At 44.1% G+C, this 1,229-nt stretch carries 2 protein-coding genes; both read right to left on the reverse strand.

Annotation, left to right across the window (positions count from 1 at the left end; genetic code table 11):
* On the reverse strand, positions 1 to 801 hold an 801-nt coding region (locus tag ACEVJL_RS16780; protein WP_374738489.1), incomplete at its 3' end, for an IS3 family transposase.
* Positions 802 to 830: 29 nt separating this feature from the next.
* Positions 831 to 1,145 carry an imidazolonepropionase gene (locus ACEVJL_RS16785; RefSeq protein WP_374738490.1) on the reverse strand — a complete coding sequence of 105 codons (315 nt, stop codon included), beginning with the start codon at positions 1,143 to 1,145 and terminating at the stop codon, positions 831 to 833.
* Positions 1,146 to 1,229 lie beyond the last annotated feature (84 nt).

The raw sequence follows: 1,229 nt of genomic DNA on the forward strand, positions 1-1,229 counted from the left end.
CGGTGCCACTCCAGTTTTTAACTGGATGCGCTGGTTGTTGTAGAAATAGATGTAGTTATCAATCAGTGTCCTGGCTTCATCGAAGGTAGCCGGAAGATGTCGGTAAATACATTCTGTTTTGAGGATAGAGAAAAAATTTTCCGCCATAGCATTGTCATAGCAATTCCCCCGTCTTGACATAGACGGAGTTATCCCATATTCTTTAGTCAGGTCAAAGTATGCTTGAGAGGTGTACTGACTCCCTTGGTCGCTGTGGAGCTGCAACTCCGCAGCGACTATCTTTTCCTTTTGCATGGCAAGCCGGATGGTGTCCAGTACAAGATTGACCGTCTGAGTAGTTGCTGTTTTATATGCGACGATGCTGTTGTCAAACAAATCCCGAATCATAGACAGATATAGAACTCCTTGTCCGGTATGGATGTAGGAGATATCCGTGACCCATTTATGATTTGGTCTGTCAGCCTGAAACTCTCTGTTCAACAGGTTTTCGTATTTGTGGAGTTGCTGGCCCATCTGCTTCCACTTTCTACAACGGCGAATTTCAGATAAAAGTTCGTATTTTTTCATTATGCGAAGAATCGTCTTTGGATTTCGGTGTATTTTTTTCGTTCTTTTTAGCCACTTCCACATACGCCGATATCCATAGGTCTTATCGCATTTCTTCTGTTGTTCACGAATGATCTCAGCCAGATGGGCATCATGTGCCGGCTGATTCAGACGTTTGACATAATCGTAGTAACCGCTGCGCGATACGCCGAAGAACTGACACATTACAGTTACCGGATAGCGATTGCAATTCATATAAATGACATGGTATTTTGCTCGCGGCCTCACTTCCTTCCTGTCAATTGCAGAAAATCCCGCAATAACTTATTTTCCATCTTCAGACGATTGATCTCATATGCTTGCTCCGCAACCACATCTCTTGGTAGTGCATCTTTGCGCGGGCGACCTTTGGGACGAGGCATAATTCCTGCCGCGAGCTTTGCTTCCTTTCTTCTCTCTCGCTTAAGCAATTCGCGTACTACTTCTTTACTCGAAAATCCAAAATGTTCTGCGATTTCGCGTTGTGTCTTTCCGGCCTCCACCATTGCTCGAATCTCCGGCAACAATATCTGTGTGTGCGTATAGCTTCTTTTGCCCATGATAATACCCCCTAATGTAGTTACTTTTATTTTCCTACATTAGGGGGTGTTTTGTCTATTGTCCGTTTTTAATGGACCTGTTCA

Origin of the sequence: Flintibacter porci (assembly GCF_041925195.1) — a bacterium.
Classification (GTDB): domain Bacteria; phylum Bacillota; class Clostridia; order Oscillospirales; family Oscillospiraceae; genus Lawsonibacter; species Lawsonibacter porci.